Origin of the sequence: Erwinia sp. MYb416 (assembly GCF_037479575.1) — a bacterium.
GTDB lineage: Bacteria > Pseudomonadota > Gammaproteobacteria > Enterobacterales > Enterobacteriaceae > Erwinia > Erwinia rhapontici.
Map to the genome: position 1 here is coordinate 1 of NZ_JBBGYT010000340.1, position 1,092 is coordinate 1,092.

Annotated in this window: 2 protein-coding genes; both read right to left on the minus strand. The window is 41.6% G+C overall.

Features of this window, described 5'->3' with window-relative positions:
• Window positions 1-196, minus strand: a 196-nt coding sequence (locus tag WH277_RS04040; RefSeq protein ID WP_339504489.1) for a hypothetical protein, incomplete at its 3' end; no start/stop codon positions are given.
• A gap of 96 nt (window positions 197-292) precedes the next feature.
• Window positions 293-934: a helix-turn-helix transcriptional regulator gene (locus WH277_RS04045; protein WP_339454839.1), complete on the minus strand. Its 642-nt coding sequence runs from the start codon at window positions 932-934 to the stop codon at window positions 293-295.
• Window positions 935-1,092: the final 158 nt, after the last annotated feature.

The following is a 1,092-nucleotide window of genomic DNA, read 5'->3' on the forward strand; positions in this document are numbered from 1 at the left end:
CCTGGAGCTGAGTCTGGCACTTTTTCAGGTTCTCATTTTGTTTAATGTATTTTGCAGTGTATGCGGCCTGTGCGGACTGCGCGGATGCCGCACGCATTTTCTGCGATGTTGCCTGGCAGCCAGAAAGAGAGAAAATGAACAATATAGCGGATATATTGATGATAAATTTCAATGAAATATTACGAATTGCCATCATAAAAATAACTCTAATTGAATAACTTTACGGATGATGATTCACCCCGATAGGGTATCGGGATATCGCATTTTTGCGCTGTATCACATCCTGCCAGAATTAATGAAATTGGTCGCCAGTACGAATGGATTCACACCAGCCTTCCTGAATTAACCAGTAGTTCAGTTCAGCAGGGCGAATCATATTGAGTTTGCACATAATATTCCGTTTATGTGCACTGACGGTTTTTTCGCTGATATGGAGGAAACGTGCCACCCCACCATTACTGATACCGCGTGCCAGATAGCGGAGAATCTCTGTTTCACGTCTTGTCAGATTCGTATCCGTACGGCTAACCACTGAACACGGTTTAACAAAGGCGCTACGCGTACTATTGAGCTGCTCCAGTTGTTCATTGACCACCGATAACATGCTCTCCACTGGTTGGTTGCGATAGAGGGTGGTGTAGTGACTAATATTGTGCACTATCCCCTCTGATGGCTCGTCATCACTATCGCTATTTTTAATAATGAATATACACATCGGTCGTATCGACATCCGGCGATTTAAATAATGTATATTGGCGATGGAAAGTGATTCCTCCGCCAGGAAGATCATTTTTGCCCGGCTGTTAAAAGCACAATCGGTAAAATCAGTATGAATGTTATGGAGAGAAAAGTTTTCAGTAAGACAATTCGTTAACCCTCTAATATAAAAGCGATTTGGGTCACGGATGACAATGGTGATGTGATTTTTTCGCATGATTAATACCTGAAGTTGTCCTTAACCGGAGACGCCTTATCAATGTCCTGTAAACGTCTCTCCGTGCATTCTCAATACTACGCTTGTGGTATATTATATTGAATAAATTATCTTAGCGGTATCAAACTTCATTGAAAATTCCTATTGCGATATTTAAT

Excerpts from the sequence above, each read along its gene's own strand:
- WH277_RS04045 (WP_339454839.1), bottom strand. The coding sequence starts at position 934 with ATGCGAAAAAATCACATCACCATTGTCATCCGTGACCCAAATCGCTTT.